The following is a 4,511-nucleotide window of genomic DNA, read 5'->3' on the forward strand; positions in this document are numbered from 1 at the left end:
CCGAACACCACGAATCAATGGTCAGATGGGCTGCGATCCGGCTCCTCAGCCGACAACTCGTCAGATCGAGTCAAGATCGGAAATCAAGGTCACACGGAAGGATCTAGATTCAGGAACAGGCTCTAAGCGCGCTGTCGAGGACCGACTGGCGAAGGAAGCTGCCGTCATCCCCCTTGTGCAACGCGCCGGCGTGCCCACGGCCCGACTCGTCAGCTACGACGCGAGCCGTCGAGTTGCCGACGTGCCCTACCTGGTTCTGGAGCGACTGCACGGACCGACGCTGGACGAGTTCGGATATGACCCACGCACGAGCGTCCGATCCCACACCTCACTCGGTGAGGTCCTCGCGGCCATCCACGAGGTGCGAAGGAAGGACACCGGCGCGATCCCCGGCGTTCCAGAACCATCCCCGCTCTCGCCCCAGGAGTTGGTCGATCAGCTGACGGCGGCTGAGGAGGTGGGCGGTACACAGGGGCGATGGCTGATGGACTGGTTTGGTCTGCTGGAGACTCATCCTCCATCCGAGACCGAGCCCGTGTTACTTCACTGCGATGTCATTCCGTCGAACCTCATGGTCGACAAGACTGGTCAGGTCATCGCGATCATCGACTGGGGGTCCGCCCGTTGGGGAGATCCCGTCCGGGACTTTGCCGACTTCCCTACCAGAGCGCTCTCCGAAATGTTTTCCGGATATCGTGCGGCCGCTCGTCCATCGTGTTCCGATGTCGACCCGTGGTGCGCGGGCGTGGCGCTCGAAGCTGGCACACTCTGGTATCAGCTCTCCTTGGCGATGGCAAAGCTGGTCGGCGGGCCGTCCACATCCGAGGCTCGGAACTGGGCAGCTCCACGGCAGGCAAGGCTGCTGGAGATTCTGCGGTTCCTCTCGGATACTCCGCCGAGCCCGTGGCCCGACTTGCTGACAAGGACTCCTGCAAGCGGGCCGCCCGGCGATGATGATCCATGTGAGTCTCGTGGATGAGCCGATGGACTTCACCAGCTCCTCGATGGGCGTACACGCATCCTCAACACCGCGACGCGACCAGGCCAACGGGTAGACCGAGGCCGAGGCCGAGGCCGAGGACAGGGCAACCACTCGTCCCCGTCGTCCGCGCAGCCAGCCCGCCCCGGCGCCGCCCGCAAGGGCGGGCGGGGCGGTGCGCCGCGTAAGCGGCGCCTTGATCGCCTGGAGAGGCAATTCGGCGAACGAGGGCCGCAGACGACCGTTGGCCTCCCATGGCACGAAAACGCCCCCGGAGATCGGATCTCCGGGGGCGTTTTGCCTGGTAGCGGGGGCGGGATTCAAACCCGCGACCTCTGGGTTATGAGCAGCCCTTCGCCCGTCTCATGCGTCCGATCGGTATCCTCCTGACGCTCCGGCCCGTCAGCTGCCCCCTGCCGAGCGACTCGAATGTCTCACGTGATCTCACACCTATGCGTACGTCTTGGTTACCAACCTGGTTACCGCTCGGCGCCATCTTCCGGCTCAGGAACAGGGGGCAGGCTGAAACATTTCAGGGGCCGCCCCCGTTTGTTTCAGCCCCTTGCCGCCACTCGCGTACGAGGACACGGGGACAGAGAAGGAGAGAGAAAGTAGGTAAGTACCTACCGTTCGGGGACAGCCGGGGCCGTGCTGTCCCCCGCCTGTCCCCCATGATCACGTACGTTTCCGCTGGTCAGCGCCTTGCGGGGACAACGGGGACAGCGGGGACGGCCTTCGTATGTCTCCGCTGTCCCCAGTCGTGCCATGCCGACGCGCTTGGTCGCGCGCCTCAGCTCAGTAGGTGTCCGGATGGGGACGATCCTCTTTCGGACACGGTGCAGCGGCGCGAGGTCACCGGCATGGGGTCCGGCATGCTGCGACGTGTCCGGCACAGCAATCGTCGGCGGGACGTGCGTCGGGCTGGGTTCGTTCGACACGCCACTATGGCTCGCCGGCGGGGGCTGGCAGTGGCCATTACATGCGAGCGTTGCGCAGGGTTCGGCTGGCGAGTATGGGGATCCCTGCGCAGGTGCAGGCGCACGCCGCGGCGAGCATTGCCTGTCCTGGCCCGAGTTGGGATGCGAGCCCGCCGAGCCATGCGTTCCCGACGAGCATGGCGAGCATTTGCGCGACGAGGAGCACGGATTGGAACCGGGCGAGCATGCCTTGGGGGGTCTGGAGCAGGTAGAGCGGGAAGAGGTGGCTGGTGAAGATGGCGGTGCCGATGCCCATGAGTCCGGTACCGGCGAAGGCAATTGCGGGGGTCGGTGCCACGACCGCGACGACGATCCCCGAACTCGCGAGCACGGGCCCGGTCGACAGGGGCCACACTGGCCGCGCGGCGATGCCGACCTTGCCCGCGGCGCGCAAGAGCGAGATGGCGAGAGCACCGACAATCCAGAATGCTTCCATCAGGCCGGCGTCGGCGGCACTCCAGCCGCGGCTGCGCGCCAGGAGCGGCACGCACAGGCCGAGCATGGGGATCACGGTGCCCGCGACGATGCCGACCGCGCCGAGCATCGCGCCGACGCCGGGCACGCTGCGGATGGCCCGCAGACCCGCGCGGAGCTCTGCCACTGCGGAGCTGGAACCACGTGGTGGTCGCACGGGTTCGTGCGGCGGGCGCACCGCGACAAGTACGGCGAGGACGACAGCAAAGCTCGCGAGATCGGCCAGGATCGCGCCCTTGATCGAGACCACGACCACCAGGACCGCGCCCAGTGGCGGCCCGGCGATGCGTGCGATCTCCATGGCTGAGCCGGTCAGCGACATGGCTCGCGGTATCAGCGACTCGGGGAAGAACAGCCGGGGAAACGCGTTGTTGGCCGGCCGGTGGAACGAGCTGACCACGCCGTCGGCCAGCGCAAGCGCCCCGAGCAGTACGCCAGTCACCGCGGCGACCTCGGACGCCAGCAGGAACGCCGTGAGAAGCAGGCACATCGCGAGGTTGCAGCCGGTGATCGTGCGCCGTAGCCCCCACCTGTCCGCGGCGACACCGCCGAGGAGTGTGAGGAGCAGCTCGGGTAGCAGGCCCGCGATCAAGACGAGCGTGACGACATGCGCACCGAGACCGGATGCGACCCACGCGATAGCGAAGTAGAGGATGCCGTCACCGACGGCCGAGACGGTCGCAGCCGCCAGCCAGGAGACGAAGCCGCCGCGCAACAGTCGCTGAGCGGGCTCCTGTACTGCCCCGGTCACGGTTCCGGGCGGCTCGGCATCATCAGGACACCGAGGCGGTTCTGCTCGACGGGGATGAGCTGGACCGCACGGTCCGATGTCGAGTACACGAGCGACACCGCCGAACCGACCATGGTGTCCAGGGCCTTGCGGAGCAGCGCGGCCGGGAACCACATCGTGGTCGAGGTGCCAGAGGTGACAGCATCGATTCGGGTGCTCTCGGTGTCCCCGAGCCTGCTCACACCAAGGCGGTCCGTTCCTACGGCGAAACGGATCGGAGTTTCGTCGTCGCCGGGGCCAGCGGACAGTAGGGCTGTCAGGGCTGATCGGTCGAAGGTGACCCGGCCGGAGCGAGCCGCCGTGTCTGGCACGATCAGGCGGTACGCCGGGAATCGGTCGTCGGCTGTGGGGATCGGCATCGAGTCGGTCTCGTCGCAGATGGTGACCTTTCCCGAGCCGAACTCGATCGTCACCGCATCGTGGTGCTCCAGTCGGCTCGTCAAGTCCTCGAGACCGTCGAGCGGCAGGAACGCCCGACAGTCCGGCGTCTGGGCTTCGGCCACCGGGATGGACCAGTGGGCGAGCCAGTAGCGATCGGTCGCGACCGGCGTGATCGCACCGCCATCTACGTCCAGCAGGACACCGCGCAAGGCGAGCTCGTGATCCGACGCAGCGCGAGCGACCTTTCGGAGACCGGCCGCCAGCTCAGGCCCGTCGACGGTCACCGCGACGTCCTGGATGGGCACCTGGCCCTGGAGGGCTGAGACGATCTCGTCGATGACGGCCTGTGTCTGCTGGGCGTTGCGGGCGGCGCGTTCGGCGAATCCGGCCAGCACCGCCGCCGCGCGCTCGGGCGGGCCCGCCAGCGCCGTGCGCATCGTCTCGACGGGAACGCCGACGTTGCGCATGCGTCGGATCAGACTTGCCCGGCGCTCCAGCTCTGGGGTGTAGTAGCGGTAGCCGGTACGTGGATCTACCTCGGCCGGTGGGAGCAGCCCGGCCTCGTCGTAGTAGCGAAGAGTGCTCGGCGCGAGCTCGACCGCACGTGCAAACGCGCTGATCGTCAGCAATGGTTCCGTCGCCACGCCGCCGAGTCTGCACCTTCAGCCGACTGGAAGGTCAATCTCCACAGTCGTGCCTCCTGCAAGGCGACTTCCTCTCGCGAGGACAGCTCCCGTCCGCTCGACTCACCCACTCCCCGGACCGACCCTGGCGGGTGTCCGTAAGGGAGTGTGTCACGAACACGGAGAGGGGTTCGATGTAGGTAGAGCTTCTTGATGTGGTGCTGCGCGGGAGATGAGGGTTGTGGCCCCTCGGTGTCGCCCTGCGGGGGGAGGCATCAAACCGCCCA

The 4,511-nt window shown here is 67.2% G+C and carries 3 protein-coding genes; 1 reads left to right on the plus strand and 2 read right to left on the minus strand.

The window, feature by feature from the left end:
* The coding region (locus tag ABN034_RS34020) for a phosphotransferase family protein (protein WP_349695068.1) at positions 1-979 on the plus strand (979 nt) is incomplete at its 5' end.
* 975 nt (positions 980-1,954) lie between these two features.
* On the opposite strand, the gene ABN034_RS34025 is transcribed toward ABN034_RS34020, so the two are convergent.
* Positions 1,955-3,181: an MFS transporter gene (locus ABN034_RS34025; protein ID WP_349695069.1), complete on the minus strand. Its 1,227-nt coding sequence runs from the start codon at positions 3,179-3,181 to the stop codon at positions 1,955-1,957.
* Positions 3,178-4,245 (minus strand): DNA polymerase III subunit beta family protein, encoded by a 1,068-nt coding sequence (locus ABN034_RS34030; RefSeq protein ID WP_349695070.1) that lies wholly within the window; start codon positions 4,243-4,245, stop codon positions 3,178-3,180. The genes ABN034_RS34025 and ABN034_RS34030 overlap by 4 nt, the downstream gene beginning before the upstream one ends.
* Between the last annotated feature and the right edge of the window lie 266 nt (positions 4,246-4,511).

This window comes from Actinopolymorpha sp. B11F2 (assembly GCF_040195635.1).
GTDB lineage: Bacteria > Actinomycetota > Actinomycetes > Propionibacteriales > Actinopolymorphaceae > Thermasporomyces.